General features: G+C 45.0%; 14 protein-coding genes. 11 read left to right on the top strand and 3 right to left on the bottom strand.

The features are described from left to right. Positions 1-256 precede the first annotated feature (256 nt). Complete coding sequence (locus B5X60_RS05590; RefSeq protein WP_079701626.1) at positions 257-2341, bottom strand: NHL domain-containing protein; 2085 nt, start codon at positions 2339-2341, stop codon at positions 257-259. A 160-nt stretch (positions 2342-2501) separates the two neighbouring features. After that, positions 2502-3050: an RNA polymerase sigma-70 factor gene (locus B5X60_RS05585; RefSeq protein WP_262485818.1), complete on the bottom strand. Its 549-nt coding sequence runs from the start codon at positions 3048-3050 to the stop codon at positions 2502-2504. A gap of 196 nt (positions 3051-3246) precedes the next feature. On the opposite strand from B5X60_RS05585, the gene B5X60_RS05580 reads away from it, so the two are divergent. The 11 genes from B5X60_RS05580 (at position 3247) to B5X60_RS05530 (ending at position 16836) form a co-directional block, all read left to right on the top strand. Then, on the top strand, positions 3247-4386 hold the full coding sequence (locus B5X60_RS05580) for a FecR family protein (RefSeq protein ID WP_079701624.1): 1140 nt from the start codon (positions 3247-3249) through the stop codon (positions 4384-4386). A gap of 131 nt (positions 4387-4517) precedes the next feature. Beyond that, a complete protein-coding gene (locus B5X60_RS05575; RefSeq protein ID WP_245803464.1) occupies positions 4518-8132 on the top strand; it encodes a SusC/RagA family TonB-linked outer membrane protein in 3615 nt (1204 codons plus the stop codon). 20 nt (positions 8133-8152) lie between these two features. Further along, positions 8153-9892 (top strand): RagB/SusD family nutrient uptake outer membrane protein, encoded by a 1740-nt coding sequence (locus B5X60_RS05570; RefSeq protein WP_079701623.1) that lies wholly within the window; start codon positions 8153-8155, stop codon positions 9890-9892. After that, complete coding sequence (locus B5X60_RS05565; protein ID WP_079701622.1) at positions 9886-10770, top strand: endonuclease/exonuclease/phosphatase family protein; 885 nt, start codon at positions 9886-9888, stop codon at positions 10768-10770. Before B5X60_RS05570 ends, B5X60_RS05565 begins: the two co-directional genes overlap by 7 nt. Before the next feature lie 70 nt (positions 10771-10840). Then, positions 10841-11917 (top strand): SGNH/GDSL hydrolase family protein, encoded by a 1077-nt coding sequence (locus B5X60_RS05560; RefSeq protein WP_079701621.1) that lies wholly within the window; start codon positions 10841-10843, stop codon positions 11915-11917. 153 nt (positions 11918-12070) lie between these two features. Then, on the top strand, positions 12071-12247 hold the full coding sequence (locus tag B5X60_RS05555) for a DUF3606 domain-containing protein (RefSeq protein ID WP_079701620.1): 177 nt from the start codon (positions 12071-12073) through the stop codon (positions 12245-12247). A gap of 200 nt (positions 12248-12447) precedes the next feature. Continuing rightward, entirely contained in the window at positions 12448-13701 is a 1254-nt protein-coding gene (locus B5X60_RS05550) for a cation:proton antiporter (RefSeq protein WP_079701619.1), read from the top strand. Positions 13702-13835: 134 nt separating this feature from the next. Next, positions 13836-15368, top strand: a complete 1533-nt coding sequence (locus B5X60_RS05545) for a sensor histidine kinase (RefSeq protein ID WP_079701618.1) — start codon at positions 13836-13838, stop codon at positions 15366-15368. After that, complete coding sequence (locus tag B5X60_RS05540) at positions 15369-15743, top strand: response regulator (protein WP_079701617.1); 375 nt, start codon at positions 15369-15371, stop codon at positions 15741-15743. A gap of 136 nt (positions 15744-15879) precedes the next feature. Next, positions 15880-16242 (top strand): response regulator, encoded by a 363-nt coding sequence (locus tag B5X60_RS05535; protein WP_079701616.1) that lies wholly within the window; start codon positions 15880-15882, stop codon positions 16240-16242. Between the two features lie 63 nt (positions 16243-16305). After that, on the top strand, positions 16306-16836 hold the full coding sequence (locus B5X60_RS05530; RefSeq protein ID WP_079701615.1) for a DUF892 family protein: 531 nt from the start codon (positions 16306-16308) through the stop codon (positions 16834-16836). Here B5X60_RS05530 and B5X60_RS05525 read toward each other — a convergent pair whose 3' ends face one another. Beyond that, positions 16837-18678, bottom strand: a complete 1842-nt coding sequence (locus B5X60_RS05525) for a PAS domain-containing sensor histidine kinase (RefSeq protein WP_079701614.1) — start codon at positions 18676-18678, stop codon at positions 16837-16839. Positions 18679-18700 lie beyond the last annotated feature (22 nt).

The following is an 18700-nucleotide window of genomic DNA, read 5'->3' as shown; positions in this document are numbered from 1 at the left end:
TCTGCCTGCAAATTGATAGAGCTGTCAGGTTTAATCCGGCGAGGAAGTTGATTGGATGATGGTTTTTCGGCGTCTTCCGGCGTCTTGTTAGCGATTTTTATGTTAGACTAAAACCATTATTTGTTTGCCCCTCCATGCATAATTAGTTTGTTCAATTTAAGCTCAAAATGACGAATGGAGGCCAATTTCTGACCTCCATTCATTATTCTTTACAAATAGAAAACTGTCGTTATGTGCATTCGCCAGGAATTCGTTATTAATTTGGCATTACCGAGATCGCGCTTCGCATATTAGTTCGCTGATGATAGTAGGGATTGTCCGTACCGGGACATGACCCTTCAACGCTTGCCTTATAATTCGGATAATTAATTACTCCAAGGCCCCCGGTGATACCACCGTTATTTGCTCCGCCCTTTAACAACATGGTTGATGACCCGCCACCATCAAGATTCAGCGCATATGGTGCATGGAAATACTGCTGGATGAACTGGGCAAAGTCCGGGGTAGTCATGCCCCACCAGGTTGGATTCGAATAACAGGTTTCCGTGCCATTTGCTAGGCCGTCGACATTAATCAGTAAAAGGTGATTATTTGTGGTAGGTATAGTAATTGCCGTTCTCGCTGCGATAGCTGTGCGGATATTTTGCGGTACGGTGCTTACGCCGGGGTTCCATGGATGTGTCGAAACCCGTGTAATCTCGACAGGGACGCTATTGTGGATGAGGATAGGAGCTCCTGTGGTTATGTTCTTGTGTACGCCGGGATTAAATGGATCCTGATTCATGTCACTGAATACCATTCCCTGTGTGCCGTTATCATCCATGTAATAATATCCTTCGTGATACACCCAGTAATTAGTTCCGCTCTTAAAGATGTTTGCTGACCATAAAGTGACGTTATTGTTTCGGACGTATCCTGTTGGATTTCTCTGAGGCGCTCCGGGAGGGCCATATTGGGTGGTTGCATACGTTCCGCTGATAGCTGCAAGGGCAGGAGTACCAGCGCCGACAAGCCCTGTTACGACGTCGTCTGTCCCCGTAGCAATGAACTCAACGTGATTTATTGAAAGGTCAATATCAAGCACATTTACATTCTGGCTCTTATTCACTCCCGCCGAGGGGAGGAAGAAGCGGTTGCCGGTGAAACGATACCGGGTAACCCCTGGAAAGGGAGTTGTTATGCTCCATCCGTGTGTGTATTGAAGTGTTCGTAATTCGGGGACCATTTTCCGTATCTTATTGTTTCCGGCATCAGCCACATAGAAGTTTCCTGAATTATCGATGGCAACCGATGTGGGCGTGTCAAATGTTGCTGAAATGCCGTCAGCAGCACCAGCTGTTCCGGTGCCTGCGACGGTTGCCACGAAGCCTTTGCTAATGCGGCGAATCGTATGGAAGTTAATGTCCGCAACGTAAATGCAGCCATCGTTTGCTACAGTAACTCCGAAAGGCTCGCCAAAGCGTGCGTGTGAAACAGGTGCATCAAGGCTATACTCCGCCTCTAATGGTTTTCCGGCAATAGTGGTAGTAACCCCTGAGGTTGTAACTTTTCGAACACACTTGTTCAATCGATCGGCAACAATAATATTCCCTGAATTGTCGAGAGCTACACCTGAAGGGTTTTTGAATTTAGCCGAGCTCCCGGTTGCATCAGTATGGCCTGGGGTGGTTGATCCCGCCAGGGTAGAAGTAGCCCATGATGTTCCGTTGTACAGCACTTTCTGTATGCGGTGATTTTGCGAGTCGGCTACATACACTTTGGTTCCATCGGACGACACGGCCACATCGGTTGGCCAGGTGAACTGCGCGCTGCCGGTTCCGGGGCTGCTTCCTGCGATAGTGGATACCACGCCGGCGGGTGTAACTTTCCGAATCCGGGCATTGCCGCGATCGGCTACATATAGATTGTTAGCTGCATCAATTGCCAAACGGATCGGATTGTAAAATCGGGCGATGGTAGCAGCTCCATTTGCTGCACCCGATGTTCCGGCCAGACCTGCGAAAGTGCTTACCGTACCTGAGGGAGTGATTTTCCGGATCACATGGTTATTACAGTCGGCCACGAACATGTTGCCGTTGGTGTCAAATACCAGTCCCTCCGGAGTCTGGAATTGTGCTGTCTGCGGGTTACCAGCAGTGCCGTTTGCGTTGCCGGCGGTACCAGATCCGGCGTAAGTCTGGATAGTAAATGCGGAATCGTTGCTGGCCACCAGGCCGCTGACATCAATTTTCTGAACTTTTGATCCGTCAACAATCTCCGGGGATTCTTTAGGCAGCTCTGTTTTTCTGCAGGAGTGCAGAACGATGCCCAGGGCAAGAAGGATAAGGATGTTTCTTTTCATAGCGGGTTAAAGGGTTTAGAATGCTTTTGATTAAAGACACCGTAGATCCGGTTACCCGTTAGTTGACAGTTTACAATTGACAGTTACTAAACGCTTGGATAAGTGGAGAGTGGAGAGTAGAAAATTGAGAGTTGAGAATTGAGGGTGGGCAACGTGGCAATTATCTTTCGAGAAGATAGAGCAATGCTGCGAGTCCGGCTGCGCCCATAGAGCTTCTCAAATCTCTAAGGGCCTTTCTCATATGCTGTTCAACGGTATTTTCAGATATACCCAGCCGGGAAGCGATATCCTTGTTGCTGAGGTGTTCTTTCCTGCTCAGTTTAAAAACTGCCCGGCACTTTGGAGGCAGGTTTTCAATTTCATGGTCAAGCTGGCGTTCAATCTCGCGCGACTGTATTCCAAGTTCCGTTGAGTTGTCCTGTTCCCCGAAGGTGCTGGCTAAATACTCCTGGTATCTACGCCGTGCAGATTCCTTCCTGTAGTAATTAAGGACCTTGTTTTTTAAAATGACGTAGAGATATGCCCGAACTGAGCGTATTTCCAGCATTGAAGCTTTCTGGCTATACAAATTTACAAAGGTATCCTGCACCAGCTCTTTGGCTGTCTCTCTGTCGCCGGTCTTCTGTACAGCAAGTGACAATAGCAGGCTTAGATGCCTTTTATAGAGGATCTCAAATGCCTGCTCATTTCCGTTATACCAAAGAAGTATAAGCTCAGAATCGCTATGTGCTTTAAGAGTTTCGATGGTGCTAAAGTAGTAATTGAGTGGACAGCCAAATTTAACTTAGTGTAATTTAATCATTAATAAACCGTACAAACAAGTAAAAATATATTTTTTTGTCCCGACTAACGGTTGGCTGCGAGCTGCGTGTCTTACCTACAACATCATTGTTTAACGCTTGTAAATGAAGGACGAAAGGCTCAATTATCTTTTAGAAAAGTATCATTCCAACAGCTATACACCTGAGGAATTCGAGGAACTGAACAACTGGTATCACAGCCTGAATTTTCGCGACCAAAGCTTTCAGCAATGGGTTGATCAGGAGGATGAGTTATTTGCTGATTTCCAGCAAAGGATAGCGCCGAAACCTTCACGGAGCCTGCTTCGGAGAATAGCTGTGTATTCGTCGGCAGCCGCGGCAATGATCATTATCTCTGCAGGATTGTGGTTCTTCAGGGAACAGCCACCTACAATTCCTGTTAGTCAGGCGAAAATAGATTCCATTAAACCGGGCGGGAACAAAGCCTACCTAACGCTTGCCGATGGTTCAAAGATATCTTTGACAGATGCAGCGAATGGTGCCCTAGCTCAGCAGGCCGGCATTCAGATCATCAAAACAGCCGATGGACAGCTGATATACGAGGTCTTATCAGTTTCTTCAGCAGATCAAAATAAGTTTAATACCATAGAGACCCCGCGCGGCGGGCAGTTCCAGATCGTACTTCCCGACGGCAGCAAAGTCTGGCTGAATGCAGCTTCGTCACTTAAATATCCTGTTCAATTTAGCAAGGATGAGCGCAAGGTTGACCTTCAGGGGGAAGGGTATTTCGAGATTGCGAAGGACCGGGAAAGGCCATTCAGAGTTAGAAGCAATAATCAAACCGTCGAAGTGCTTGGAACACATTTCAATATCAGCGCATATGAGGAAGAGAAATCAATATTTACTACCCTTCTTGAAGGTTCTGTAAAAATTCTTACCACCGAAGGATTATCAAGAACCATGAAACCCGGCGAGCAGTCTGAACTTTCTGCAGGCGGCAAGCTAAATATATCACAGGTTAATACCTCTTATGCAGTCGCCTGGAAAGAGGGGAAATTCATATTCAGGAACGAGCCGCTGCCGAGCGTTATGCGGAAGCTGGCACGATGGTATAATGTGGATGTGGTCTATGAAAAGGGAGTGCCAAATAAAACAGTATGGGGGAATGTCTCCAGGTTTGACAACGTGACGGACATTTTGGAACTGATCGAACTATCAAAAGTTGCCCGCTTTAAAGTTCAGCAGGGAGACGGTAAGGGAAGGAGGATTATGGTTATGAATTAATTCTACATAATCTAATCCAAAAAAAATACCAGGAGTGTTTCGACCACCCCTGGCAAAATTTGGATCTGCTTCCGCCGAAGCGGAAAAACTTGATGCTCTAACATAAGTAATAACCCAAACCAATCAAAGGTATGAAATTTTATACTTCCCGGGCGGGGCAGCATGCTGCTGGTCTGCAACGCTTTTTGCTGTTCTCCGGAAACACATTAATACAGTCTTTAAAGACTAACAAAAGACAGGTCATTATGCGGATCAATCTGATAATCATTTTCTCAACTTTTCTCCTGCTGCAGGTTAATGCCAATGGCTTTGCGCAACGGGTAACGATAAGAGAGAAAAACACATCACTCGAGGATGTTCTCACAGCGGTAACGCAGCAAACAGGGATGAATGTGCTTTGTGATGGTGAACTAATAACTAAAGCACCTTCGCTGGATGTCAACTTCCGGAATGCGACGATGGCCGAGGTTTTTCAAAAGTTCTATCCCGGTAATAACTTTAGCTTCTCCACCAGAAATAATTCGGTAGTGGTTAGCAGGAGTGTTGATCTGGTGTTTGCAAATGAGGTTGAGAAGTTGGCTGACATCAAAGGGAAGGTTACTGACGAGAAGGGGCTGCCACTTCCGGGCGCTGCAGTAAAGGTTAAGGGCACTACCCAGGCCATGAGCACTGATGTTAATGGGGAGTTTAATTTAAAAGACGTGCCCACGGACGCTATTCTGGTGATTAGTTATACTGGTTTCGTAAGTCAGGAGCTGCCAGTTTCGCGAAGTACTTATATCAATGTCGTATTAAAGGAAGACCTGCTTGAATTGAGTGCTGTGGTGGTTGTGGGTTATGGTACCCAGAAGAAAGAAAATCTTACCGGTGCGGTTTCCCAGATTAGCGGTGATGACCTGCAGGTAAGGCCGACACCGAATATCATCACTTCCCTGCAGGGCGCTCTTCCTGGTCTGAACATTCAATCGAATAACGGTAACCCGGGTGATGCACCTGAGATTAACATTCGTGGTTTTAACTCGATAAACGGTGGTTCACCCCTGGTACTGATCGACGGGATTCAGGGAAATATAGACCGGGTCAACCCGCTGGATGTCGAATCGGTGACCATCCTTAAAGATGCAGCCTCATCCGCCATTTATGGCGCACGTGGAGCCTTTGGGGTTATCCTGGTTACCACCAAAAAGGGAAAAGAGGGCAAGCTTACGGTTAACTATATCAATAATTTTGGACAGACAACGCCAACAAACCGTACCGATTACATTTCGGACCCCTACCTGTACGGCAAAACCGTAGATGCTGCTTTATACGGATATAATGCAACGACCTATACAGGATATAATGACGCTGACTACGAGCAGATCCGCAAGGTTAGTGCCGGCGAGATAGCACCCTACCGCGAGCTGCAGCCTAACGGGACATATAAGTTCTACGACAAAACCGACTGGTACAGCTATCTTTTTAGAAAATGGCAGCCTACGCAGACACATAACCTTTCCATCTCCGGTGGTAATGACAAGATTCAAGGGTATCTATCCGGAAGAGCTTATAAAAGCACGTCGATACAAAACATTGTTGATGCCGATCTTACCAAGTATAACCTGAAAGGAAATCTGAACTTTAAAGCTACCGACTGGCTGCAAATCTCTGATAATATCCAGGTGAGCACAGATGATAATATAGAATATGGTGGCGGTCGTACAGGTTATGGCGGCATTTTCAGTAATACAACATGGTATTTCCTGTTTCCATTTTATCCCGCTGAAATTGACGGCAAATCGTTCGATTTCTTTGGAAGCGGTGCACAGGGTGCTTTGAGAGATGCCTCTAATTATGTCAGTGGTTCGTCGGAGCAATTAATTAATACCCTTAGTGCCCGTATCAATCCGCTTACCGGACTCCAATTTAATATTGAGTACAGCAATACGTTTAATTATAATAATCTGACTACACGACTTAATCAATACGATTACCTGAGTACAGAACGCATCACTCCTTTGGTAGGTGGATTGAACCGCCTTACCGAACGCCGGGATAAGAGTAATTATAACGCGTTGAATGTTTACGGCACCTATTCGAAAAGTCTGTTTAACCAGAACCATAACATTAAATTTTTGGCTGGTTATAACCAGGAAGATTTTAAATCGAATAACCTTCTCGCGGAGCAGGGAGAATTGCTGGTTAATAACCTCTCGAGCTTGAATTTGGGAACACAGCTGCTGAGAGCTACCGGTTCCGGCGCCTTATGGGCAATTCAGGGCTATTTCAGCAGGTTTAATTACGATTTCAAGAATAAATATTTACTGGAAGTGAATGCCCGTTATGACGGCTCCTCTAAATTTCCTGAGATCAGCCGCTGGGGATTTTTCCCTTCTGTTTCTGCAGGCTGGGTAGTTAGTAAGGAAAACTTTTATAAACCACTTGAGAAATATGTCAGCTCATTAAAATTACGGGCATCCTACGGGAAGTTGGGTAACCAGAATATTGCTGATAATACCTTCTCGCAAATCCTGGCTACCGGGCAGACTGTTTGGCTGAACAATTCTAATAAAACAAACTTTGTTGGGGCACCCTTACCATTACCGAAAGTAGTAAGCTGGGAAAATTCCAAAACACTTGACATTGGTGCTGACCTGGGTTTCCTGGACGATAAGATCACGGCTTCTTTCGATTGGTTTGAGAAGAACATCGAAAATATGTACCTGCCGGGCGAGCCTTTACCGGGAGTATTCGGCGCGTCTGAGCCAAAGGAGAATATTGCCAGTCTTCGTAATCGTGGCTTCGAATTTAGTCTTGGCGTTAACAGCAGGATCATGCTGGGAGGCAAGCCGCTACGTATGCGTGCTTCGGCAAGTGTGTACAACTTTGAAGGCGTGATTACAAAATACCCGAACCCGAATGGCCTGATGAGTACGTATTGGGAAGGGCAGAAGCTTGGAACAATTTACGGATATAAAATTGATGGCCAATTTAAGTCGGATGCCGAGGCCATGGCTTACCAAAACAAGTTCACTAATCCAAGTGCTTCCCTCGGACAGGTCTATAACTATGAGCTTAACATCGTTCAAAACAGTCAGTGGAAAGGGTTGCGTGCAGGAGACATCAAATACCTGGATCTTAACGGCGATGGTGCAATTAACAAGGGCAAGAATACCCTTGCAGATCATGGCGACCTGGCGGAGATTGGAAATGCCATGCCGAAGTTCCCTTTCGGATTTAACCTGAATGCCGACTGGAAATCGTTCGATTTTTCGGTAGCAGGGACCGGCGTTGCAAAACAAGATTGGTATGCGACAGGAGATATATTCTGGGGTCCTTATGAAAGGCCTTATTTATCCTTTATCCGGAAAGACCTGGTGACCAATGCCTGGACGCCGGAAAATCCATCGGCACCTTATCCTCAAATCGCCAGGGGCTATGCTGCCCTTGGGGCTTTACGATCGCTGGGCGAGGTAAATGATTACTACCTAATGAATGTAGGCTTTATGAGGGTGAAGAATCTGACCTTCGGTTATACATTCCCTGAAAAGCTGACTCAACGGGCAAAGATCAATCGTCTGAGAGTTTATTTCAGCGGTGAAAATATCTTCACCTGGAGTTTCGGCGGACTGACCAAATACATCGATCCGGAGATGGCTGGTGCAGGGATAAACTATTCAAATCCGGGTAACCAGGTTTCAAGAGCACGCGCAGAAGATTATCCGATTGGAAAATCTTACTCACTGGGAATTAACCTGACTTTATAATTCATTCAAAATTAGATACAATGAAAACCCGATATATATCCTTAATAATCCTCCTGCTGGTTTCCTTTGCCGGATGTCAGAAGGATGCGCTGGATACCACCCCAGTTGATAAAATAGATGCTGCAGTATTTTTTAACACCGCGACAGACCTGGAAGTGTACACGAACAAGTTCTATGATATGCTGCCGGATTTCAATTTATATGTTGATGATACGTCAACCGATAATGCGATAGCTCTTACCGTGGCCGACCGGGTAAAGGGAACGAGGGTGCTGCCCGCCTCCCGTACTGGAACAAAATGGATCTGGGACGATCTGCGTTCCATAAACTACTTTCTGGCGAATTACGAAAAGTGCAAGGATGCCGCTGCAAAAGCTAAGTTCAGCGGCATTGCACGATTCTTCCGGGCTTATTTCTATTATGATAGGGTAAAGACCTTTGGAGATGTGCCTTTATATACGAAAGTGCTTGAAGCTGAAGATCCTGATCTGTATAAGGCAAGGGATTCGCGTAAGGTTGTAATGGCCCAGGTGCTTGAAGACATAAATTATGCGATTGCGAACATCCCCAAAGAAGTACAGCTTAACCGGATCACGAAGCATACTGCATTGCTGCTGAAAGCCAGGATCTGCCTTTTTGAAGGAACTTTTAGAAAGTACCATAAACTTGGTGACCACGATGCGTTCCTGAAAGAAGCTGCGGCTGCTTCAGAAGAGCTTATTACAAGTGGTGCATATAAATTATATACTGCTGGTGGAGTTAATGTGGCTTACCGCGATCTGTTTGCACGCTCAGATCAGGAACCTACTGAAACCATACTTGCCCGCGATTACAATCCAACATTCGGTCGGCACGGTCTAAGTTACCTGATGACAGCGCCAACTGCAGGTGTATATGGAATACCCAAAGACATGATTGATAGTTATCTGATGAAGGATGGTTCTAAATTTACCAATCAGGCAAATTATCAGACAAAAGGTTTCTACGAAGAGATGCAAAACCGTGATCCGCGCCTTTACCAAACTACTCCGGGACCAGATTATGCCCCGTACGGAGAAACTGCGCGGGAGGCGGTAAATCTGAATATTACCACCACGGGTTATCGAATTATCAAAGGCCTAACAACCCGTGATCAGTGGGGGCCGACAAGCTCTTATAATGATGTGATCATATTCAGATTAGCAGAAGCCTTGCTGATATTTGCAGAGGCCAAAGCCGAACTTGGGACATTAACACAGGCAGACCTGGACAAATCCATCAATAAGCTTCGTGAGCGGGTGGGTATGCCAAATCTGATTCTTACGGCAGCGAATGCAGCGCCGGATGCTTTCCTGGCGTCATTCTATCCGAATGTAGATGCCGGAGCCAACAAAGGAGTGATCCTGGAGATCCGCCGCGAGCGACGAATTGAAATGTTTAATGAGGGATTGCGGTGGGATGATCTGATGCGCTGGAAGGAAGGTAAAAAGCTGGAAAAACCAATGGTCGGCATTTACTTTTCGGGCCTGGGTTCTCACGACTTTAATAATGATGGAAAGGCGGATGTGTTCCTGCATACCGGTGTTGCAACCGGTGCGCCAGCCGGAACGTCCAGCATTATCAACGTTAACCAAAAACGGCTGACTAATACCACATCAGGTAATTTTAACCCATTGGTAACCACTCCAAGGACTTTCAACGAAACTAAGGACTATTACTATCCGATTCCGGTGCAGGAACTAGCCCTGAATAAAAACCTGGTTCAAAATCCGGGATGGTAAGGAGCGTAGTGAAGAGATACTTTTTGGTATTGTTCGTAATGATTGGTTTGCAGGGTAGCTTGTCCGCACAGGAGCGCCCTTTACGCCTGCTGACCTATAATATTCTGCAGGGTATGCGACTTGATTCAGCTGCCGGCAAGCCGAAATTCACGGCCTGGATCAAAGAACTCGACCCGGATATTATTGCCATGCAGGAAGTAACTGATTTCACCCAGGCCAGCCTTGAAGAGCTGGCCCGGGGTTATGGCCACCCCTATGCCGTATTATTGATCGAAGGGGAGAAGTACCCTGTTGCCCTGACTTCGAAATTCCCGATAACAAATGTGCAGAAGGTGACGGATAATATGGATAGGGGAATGATCCAGGCGAACATCCGGGGATATTCTGTTGGTGTTCTGCACCTCACACCGTTTGATTACAGGAAGGCGCGGGAAGAAATAGCGGTTGTTTTGGCTCAGGTAGCAAGTAGTGCTGCAACGAACAAATGGATTCTGATGGGCGATTTCAATTCATTGTCCCCTCAGGATTCGTTGAACTACAAAGATGGCCGGATCATTCAGAATCTGAAGAACTATGAAAAGAACTATCCGCCAAGAAAGAAGCTGGATAATGGTCAGATCGATTATCAGGTCATCTCCCATGTTCTGGCTGCTGGCTTTTTAGATGGCTTGCGTCTGATTCGGAAAGACTTTGTGAAAACAGTGCATCCGAAAGCCTTCGAGCCAAAAACAGGTACAGATATCACCTCGCGAATCGACTTTATTTTTGTGAGTCGCGATTTGAAAAACCAGGTTCATTCTGCAAAGGTGGTAATGGACAGTTTTACGGACAAGTATTCAGACCATTACCCGGTCTTTATGGAACTTTCTACTAAATAATTTTGTGTTATGTTGGGCAGGGAGGCTCTGTTATGGAGCTTCCCGCAACATACATTCAACCTTATACATTATGAAAAATTATATCAGCCTGATGCTATTCATGTTTCAAGCAGCTTCAGCTTCTTTTGCGCAGGATTCTCTCGCATTAAAATTCGTTGACGGTCACGAACTTAAACTGAGTGGGAGAGCCTTTAACTCGAATCAAAATTACCACAGGCTGGATTCCTCTGACAGGAAGTTGCTCATCCCGCGTGTAAAAGAGCTTGCCACGAATTCCGCTGGGCTGAGTATCTCCTTTACTACTGATGCGAAGACCATAAGCCTGCAGTGGCGCCTGGCTCGCTGGCTTGATCAGTGGAACATGACACCACTGGCTGTAAATGGTCTTGACTTGTACGGCTTGAAAGATGGGAAATGGTCGTACGTAGCATCTGCCCGCCCTACAGGACTTAATAACTCGGCCGTGCTGGTTAAAAACCTCGATGGTCAGATGCGTGATTACCGCCTCTACCTACCCTTGTATACTGAGATCAGTGAGGTGGGGGTAGGAGTGCCCACTAATGCCACTATTAACAAGTCTGCTCCTCCAGCCAACCAGAAACGGGTAGTCATCTACGGCTCGAGCATTACCCAGGGAGCATCTGCATCACGCCCGGGAATGGCTTACCCGTCTATTATGGCCAGAAGTCAGAATATTGAAGTGATCAATCTGGGTTTCAGCGGAAGCGGAACCATGGAAACAGAGATTGTTGATGTTTTGGCAAAGATTCCAGCTGACGTTTATATCCTGGACTGCGTAGCAAACCCCTCGCCGCAAATGATCAAAGACCGGGCATACGGATTCGTTAAGAAGCTACGTACGCTGAGACCCAATACACCGATAATTATGGTTGAGAGTATTTTCCGGGAGACGGGTAACTGGGATTCGCAGATAGGAGCGCGAACCACGCAGCAAAATATGGAATTCCGGAATGCTTATCAGCGGGCCATGGGAGATAGTGATAAGAACCTCCATTATATTTTTTCAAAAGACCTGATTGGCAATGATCATGAGGCCACGATTGATGGGACTCACTTAACAGATGTGGGATTTATGAGGTTAGCGGAGGCTATTGGTGAGGAGGTGAAAAAGGTGATTGGGAAATGAGGTTATGATTTCATGTGAGGAAGGACCTCCACGACCTTCGTTCCCTCTGAGGACCCGGGATCAAACCAGGGAAAACTCTTTACAATAATTCTTCAAACAATCCCCGCCTGAACGATGTTGCCATTACATGTACTAAACTAAAACCAAACAAAAATGGCAGACGATAAAAATGTTCAGGATGGCCGCGATAGGGCACAGATTGACGGGAATTCAGATTATGAATTAGATTATGTTGCTCAGAAGCATGGAGTTTCGCGGGAGCAGATCAGAGAAGCAATACAGGCAGTAGGAAATACCCGGGAGGCTGTTGAAGCTTATCTGAAAAAGTAAATTTTATTTGTTAGTGGTTAACAAACTGAAAAAGAGTGGTCGGAAGATCACTCTTTTTTTGTTTGGATGACTGGATGGCTGGTTTGAAACAGTACATCAGGCAGTGAAAGGATCGACGGTTGTGCAACTTGTCGCTTAATCACTTACTATTCTCTCAATAGGCGAATTTATTATGGTATAGTACTTGCAATGGATGGTCGATGAATGAATATTTCCTGTTATTATCCCTCGTGGGTCTGGCCGCATTCGGCATGGCATGGATGCCTGCCATTTCCAGAATAACAGGAATATCTTACTCAATCATTTATCTGGCTGCCGGAGTGATTATTTATTTACTCTTTCCAAACTTGCTTCCTAAACCTGATGTGATGACTAATGGTCAGCTCACGATCCGTCTGACGGAATTAGTTGTAATAGTTGCATTGATGGGCACCGGCATTAAAATCGACCGGTCGTTTTCATTGAAAAACTGGTCATCACCCTTACGGCTCATTTTTGTTGCCATGATCATCTGCATTGCTTTTGCAGCTTTGCTCGGCTACACATTATTGAGCCTAAACATTGGTTCCGCTTTGCTTTTAGGAGCGGCACTAGCACCAACTGATCCTGTTTTAGCGTCGGATGTGCAGGTCGGTCCCCCGAACGAGCGAATTAAATCTGAAACCAGGTTTTCACTGACCGCGGAGGCGGGGCTGAATGATGGCATGGCTTTTCCCTTTACCTGGCTAGCTATTTTATTTGCAGTAAGCAGGCTGGGCGATATTGAACAGGGTAATCTTTTGTCATGGTTTGGGTATCACCTTATATACAAAATTATAGCAGCCATCGCAGTGGGCTATATTTTCGGTAGGGTGGTAGGGTACCTGGTATTTAAGGTTTCTGCAAAATTCCCAGCTCTGAAAACGAGGGATGGTTTCCTGGCAATTTCACTGACCTTAATGGTGTATGGTGTGTCTGAATTGCTTCATGTGTATGGGTTTGTCGCTGTGTTTATTAGTTCAATCACCTTACGGCATTTTGATAAAAAACATGATTACCACGATGAGCTTCATTCCTTTGCTGATCAGACTGAACGCTTATTGGTGGCTATGCTGCTGATTCTATTTGGTGGTGCACTGGTGGGCGGAATACTCGCTCCGCTTACCTGGCAGATGTGTCTGTTTACTTTTATTTTCCTTTTCCTCATCCGACCAGGTGCAGCTCTCCTGAGCCTGGCAGGATCGGATGTACACGTGAAGGAGAAGCTGGCGATCTCATTCTTTGGTATCCGTGGAATGGGGTCGGTGTTTTACCTGGCCTTCGCATTTCAGGAGGCCTTTTTCGGTAACGAGGAGGAACTATGGGCGATTGTGGCATTTACCATACTCATCTCGGTTCTAATTCACGGGATGACGGCCACGCCGGTAATGAACTATCTGAAACGGGAAATACCGAAGGAGAAGGAACCGGACTAGACTGAGTTAAATAGTCTGATCCGATTGCTTGATATGATCAGCCCACATGTGAAATTATTTAAATTAAAATAAATTGTCCGGAACAAAAGATATGGATTGTTGTTCCTCCCTAAATATCACTTTCTCCAGTTACGATGCGCGACTCTCAAGACCAGCTGCCGAATCCAAGTCACTCCGAATCAAGGCTATTTGAAGCGGCCCTTGATGCTTCAAGCAATGGTGTTGTTATTACAGACAACTTACTTCCTGATCAGCCAATCATTTATTGTAACCGTGCTTTCGAACAGTTAACCGGATATGATAGGGATGAGATCATTGGACATAATTGCCGCTTTCTGCAAAGTGGGGACCGTGATCAGGATGCCCGTTCTGAAATTCGCGAGGCAATAGAAAACGGGAAAAATTGCCAGGTAGAAATCCGCAATTATAAAAAGAACGGGGAGATGATCTGGAATGAACTGATGATTTCGCCAGTAACAAATAACGAGGGGCAGATCACTCATTTTATCGGTATACAGAATGATGTTAGCCGTCGTAAAGCTGCTGAAACCGAGCTCGCTAAAGAAAAGGAATATTTGGAAGAGCGGGTTGTGGAACGTACACGCGATCTGGAGCTGAGCGAAGCATATCAGGCTAGTATCATTGAAACTATCCGGGAGAGTCTGGTGGTGCTTGACAAAGAAATGAAAGTGTTGAGTGTTAACGAACATTTTTGCAAGTTTTTTAAATTAAAGAGCAAGGAAATCATTGGGCAGGTTTTGTTTTCAATTGGCGATAACGGTCAGTGGGATATTCCGGAGCTAAAGGATCTGCTGCTTAAAATTCTGCCACATAATAATCCTTTCGAGGGCTTTGAACTGGAAAATGAATTTCCCAGGATCGGAAGGAAATTATTAGTCCTTAATGCCCGGCAGGTTATGCTAAAAGGAAAATATCAGGAAAGGATTCTACTGGCGATTGAGGATATTACTGAAAGAAGGGAGATCGAGCAGCGAAAAGAGGACTTCATCAGTATTGCAAGTCATGAGATGAAAACTCCACTCACAAGTATTAAGGGCAACATCCAATTGCTTGAACGTAAGGCGCAGCGAAATAACGATTCGGAATATATGGTGGGTTTTACCAAGGCGGCCAAGTCGATTGAGCGCCTTGAACGGCTCATCGATGATCTATTGGATGTCTCTAAAATACAGTCTGGCAAAATTGAATTTCACTTTACCGATTTCCAGTTCGATGACCTCGTAACTGAAGCTGTGAGTGGGGTGCAGGCCGCCACCCAGACTCACAAACTAAATATAACAGGCAGCAGCAATACTGAGATTGCTGGAGACTATGGTCGATTAGAGCAAGTTCTTATCAACCTGCTGAATAACGCTGTCAAGTATTCGCCCTCTGCTGATGAAGTTAAGATCCATATCAGCAGGGTTTCGGATTATGTAAAAGTTGCCATTACCGACTCGGGAGTGGGTATCCACCAGCGTGATCATAAGCGGATATTTGAGCGATTTTACCGGGCTGAGCAGATCACTGAAAAATTTCCCGGTGTGGGAATTGGACTGTATGTCAGTAGTCAGATTATTAAGGAGCATAAAGGGACACTCTGGGTGGAAAGTGAGGAGGGGAAAGGGTCCGTATTTAATTTCACAATACCCATTAAAAAGAAATAGATGAGCGCAAAAATATTGGTTTGTGACGATGAACAGGAGATTCTCGACATTACACAAATGATCCTGGAAGATGCAGGCTTTGAGGTTACGGCAGTGATTGACAGTCTGAAAGTGGAGAAATTGATTGAAGAACAAAAACCTGATATTTTGCTCATCGATCTTTGGATGCCCGGTATGTCAGGCGATCAGGTGATTAAAAGCTTACGGCTAAACATTAAAATAAATCATACGCCTATTGTTGTGATATCGGCGAGTCGCGACGGGAAGGAAATTGCGCTTGCTGCAGGTGCGGATGATTTTCTGGAAAAGCCATACGACATTGATATTCTCATCGATACCGTTAAGAAAAATTTAAGCAAACCATTAAGTGCTTAGGAACGGCTTACTTAAAATGGTCATTTCATAAGATCTGGTATCCGACTTAAGTTGTGATTAAGGCTTTCCAATCAAATAATGCATAACAGTTCATGTTTATATGTAATAGCGGAACGGAAATTGCGTAACATACTTTATGAAGAAAAGGATACTCATCATTGATGACGATGATGACATCTTGGATATTCTTGATATGATATTCCGCGATGAGGGTTATGACGTTGTTGTTTCCAATACGAGCGACGCCGCAAGCCAAATACACATCATCCATCCCGATGTCATTTTACTTGACGTCCGTATTGAAGGTTCTCCTAAAAGAGGGGACGAAATCTGCGCGGAAATTAAAGCTCAATACCCTGACAACAGATATCCCGTAGTTTTGGTATCTGCCGAATCCAATCTGGACATTCTGGCTAATGAGTGCGGTGCAGATTTCTTTATCAGAAAACCATTTGACATATATGAGATGGTGAAACAGGTGCAAAAATGCTTAACTTAAGGGTTCCAATAGGATATGATGTTTTTACGTCATAAATAATATATTTGGATTTTGCCGCTGCTAATGGAAGAACGATCAAATGAACGCAAGTCAGGAAAAATCAACCTTGGACCTGAGAAATTACGTGCTTACTTTATTAATAATTTAGATAAGATTTATGCCGCCAAAACTCATCTGGTGGCGAATCTTCCAATCATTGCCGATGAAATTCATTTTTCAGACCTCCGTGATGCTATTTTTGAAACCTTTCATGATGTAGAAAAGCAGATTGCCAGGATGGATATCATCTATGCGATTCTGGATGTTGAACCAGCAAAAGGCAACTGCAACGGCCTTGTAGGTCTGGTTAATGATGCTTTCAGCGATATCAAACAGCACAGTAAGAATCCTGAGCTCCGTGACCTGGCCATAGCATTCTATATGCAGAATATTGAGAGCGTAGAGATGGCCTCGTTTCAAGTCCTGGAGATGGCTTCTGTTAAATTGAAAAACAAACAGATCAAGCAGCTGATCAAAGAGAATTATGATGAAGCAAAAGCCGACCGAACATTACTTTTACTGATCACTGCGAAATATATTACCTCAAAAAATTAGCTACCGTTCGTCTTTTGGGATGGTGAACCAGAACGTACTGCCTTTGCTTAATGTGCTTTCGACACCAATCTTGCCTCCATGATTATTAATGATACTCGCACAGATATAAAGGCCTAAACCCATTCCCGAGTAGCGTTCTGACTTGCTTTCCACCTGGTAATATCGGTCAAACAAATATTTCAGTTTTTCTTCGGCTATACCTTTACCGCGATCTATTACACTTACTTTTACATCTTTGTCTGACTCGCTGACATTGATCTCAATGAATTCAGACTCACTGGCATATTTGAGGGCGTTATTTACATAGTTCACCACAACTTGTTCAATCTTACCTGCGTCGGCATGGACATCTATAGCCTTTAAACCGGTCTGCCTGATTGCGATTTCCCCGGTATTGAGATAGGCTATTGCCTCACTGATCAGACCGATCAGTTCAAACCAATCCTTTTTAACTGCGAGTTCACCTGTTCCGATGCTGTTCGCGTTGAGCAGTTCATCTACGAGTTTATTTAATTTGCGCACATTGGTGTATGACGCACCCACAAGTTTGACAAAAAGCGGATCTGGGTCCTGACGTTTATGAAGCATCTTTTCCATGAATTGAATATTAGCACTCAATCCCGTTAAAGGGGTCTTCAATTCATGGCTGGCAATATTGATAAACTCATCTTTTTGTTGTTGTAAGATCTTCTGCTCATTTATGTCAGTGCATGTGCCAAACCATTTAATGATGTTACCGTCATTGTCAAAATAAGGTGCAGCCCTGCCAAGTACCCATATATACTCACCAGTATACTTCCGCAGGCGATATTCGATCTCGTAGGGTGTTCCTGTTTGCAGGGAATGTCGCCATACCTTCCATGCTCTTTCCCGATCATCAGGATGAAATACATGATTCCATCCCTCACCCTCAGTTTCTTCGTGAGTAGTGCCAGTGAAATCGTACCATCGCTGGTTATAGTATTCGTGCATCCCTTCGGCGTCCGTTACCCAGATCATCTGAATGATAGAATCGGCCAGCTGTCTGAATTGTTTTTCACTTTCACGAATGCGTTGGGCAGCAAGTTCCTGAGTGGTTACATCAATCATGCTGCCGATATACTCAACGGTAGCACCGTGTACCTGGCTAGGCGATGCCCGCATAAATACCCATCTTATATCGCCTTTGTGATCCAGAATCCTGAAAGTGCTTTCATACGATTCATTATTATTTACGGCCTGCTTTAATAAGGATTTCTGCAAGGCGGCATCTTCAGGGTGAAAAGCATTAAAGTATCCTGAGCCGAGGCTATTCTCGAAACTAATTCCTGTAGTTTCAATCCAAGCCCTGTTTACGTAAATGCAGGAAGGTCCCGCACTCCGCCAGATCATAAAAGGAGATTCATCAGCCAAAGCCTTAAAGTATTCCTCCCGGGATTTTAGCTGTTTACTTTGGGTAACATCGGTTACCGAATGTATAATGTACAGAACCTGATCATTTACGATAACGGGTGTGTTCACAGGAACCCAGAACTTTTCGATAAAACTATCACGCCCTGCAGCGGGAACTGGGTAACGTTGAACCGGCATCTCATGATTTCTTTTGGTCTCGAGAACTTCCGCGAACGAATTGGATAAATTCAATACCCCATCAGCAGCAGGATCGTTTGGATCGTCAGGAAAGGCTTCGAATACACTCACTCCGATCAAATCTTCTCTTCTGCTATACGTTGCGACATTATAAGCTGCACTTACTTCAGCTATGGTGTAATGCGGTGTATTGGGTAATAAGATCAGGTAATTTCCGGGCAGGTTTTTAATAATGGCCAGCATGGCCTCCTGTTCTTTAATCAGAGTTGTCAAAAGGTGAAATCGTATTGAGCAA

Origin of the sequence: Daejeonella lutea (genome assembly GCF_900168015.1) — a bacterium.
GTDB lineage: Bacteria > Bacteroidota > Bacteroidia > Sphingobacteriales > Sphingobacteriaceae > Daejeonella > Daejeonella lutea.
This window is presented reverse-complemented; position numbering and strand designations above follow the sequence as displayed.

Excerpts from the sequence above, each read along its gene's own strand:
- B5X60_RS05535 (WP_079701616.1), top strand. The coding sequence starts at position 15,880 with ATGAAGAAAAGGATACTCATCATTGATGACGATGATGACATCTTGGAT.
- B5X60_RS05550 (WP_079701619.1), top strand. The coding sequence starts at position 12,448 with ATGAATGAATATTTCCTGTTATTATCCCTCGTGGGTCTGGCCGCATTC.
- B5X60_RS05580 (WP_079701624.1), top strand. The coding sequence starts at position 3,247 with ATGAAGGACGAAAGGCTCAATTATCTTTTAGAAAAGTATCATTCCAAC.
- B5X60_RS05575 (WP_245803464.1), top strand. The coding sequence starts at position 4,518 with ATGAAATTTTATACTTCCCGGGCGGGGCAGCATGCTGCTGGTCTGCAA.
- B5X60_RS05560 (WP_079701621.1), top strand. The coding sequence starts at position 10,841 with ATGAAAAATTATATCAGCCTGATGCTATTCATGTTTCAAGCAGCTTCA.
- B5X60_RS05530 (WP_079701615.1), top strand. The coding sequence starts at position 16,306 with ATGGAAGAACGATCAAATGAACGCAAGTCAGGAAAAATCAACCTTGGA.
- B5X60_RS05540 (WP_079701617.1), top strand. The coding sequence starts at position 15,369 with ATGAGCGCAAAAATATTGGTTTGTGACGATGAACAGGAGATTCTCGAC.
- B5X60_RS05570 (WP_079701623.1), top strand. The coding sequence starts at position 8,153 with ATGAAAACCCGATATATATCCTTAATAATCCTCCTGCTGGTTTCCTTT.
- B5X60_RS05565 (WP_079701622.1), top strand. The coding sequence starts at position 9,886 with ATGGTAAGGAGCGTAGTGAAGAGATACTTTTTGGTATTGTTCGTAATG.
- B5X60_RS05555 (WP_079701620.1), top strand. The coding sequence starts at position 12,071 with ATGGCAGACGATAAAAATGTTCAGGATGGCCGCGATAGGGCACAGATT.
- B5X60_RS05590 (WP_079701626.1), bottom strand. The coding sequence starts at position 2,341 with ATGAAAAGAAACATCCTTATCCTTCTTGCCCTGGGCATCGTTCTGCAC.
- B5X60_RS05545 (WP_079701618.1), top strand. The coding sequence starts at position 13,836 with ATGCGCGACTCTCAAGACCAGCTGCCGAATCCAAGTCACTCCGAATCA.